Origin of the sequence: Gilvimarinus gilvus, from assembly GCF_030518155.1 — a bacterium.
Taxonomy (GTDB): domain Bacteria; phylum Pseudomonadota; class Gammaproteobacteria; order Pseudomonadales; family Cellvibrionaceae; genus Gilvimarinus; species Gilvimarinus gilvus.
The window spans coordinates 1-339 of the sequence record NZ_JAULRU010000740.1 but is presented as its reverse complement, the minus strand read 5'-3'; the positions used below and the strand labels follow the sequence as shown (position 1 = coordinate 339).

At 65.2% G+C, this 339-nt stretch carries 1 protein-coding gene; it reads right to left on the bottom strand.

Going from position 1 to position 339, the window contains the following annotated elements; translation table 11 throughout:
- A partial coding sequence (locus QWI17_RS19180) for a helicase HerA-like domain-containing protein (RefSeq protein ID WP_302724143.1) occupies nt 1–339 on the bottom strand: 339 nt, incomplete at both ends.

Below are 339 nucleotides of genomic sequence, written 5' to 3'. Positions count from 1 at the left end.
CGACTGGGTGACGAAGAACACACCCACACCTTTGGACCGGATCAGCCGTACCACCTGCTCCAGGCGCTCCTGCAGCGCCTTGGGCGTGCCGTTGAACAACAGGTGCGCCTCGTCGAAGAACAACGCCAGCAGCGGTTTTTCGGCATCGCCGCGCTCGGGCAACTGCTCGAACAATTCAGCCAGCAGCCACAACAGGAAGGTGGCGTAGACCTTGGGGGCCTCATGCACCAAGCGGCTGGCATCAAGCAGGTGGATCCGGCCGCGGCCATCGGGGTCCGGGCGCAGCACGTCTTCCAGTTGCAACGCCGGCTCGCCGAACAGCGCCTCGGCCCCCTGTTG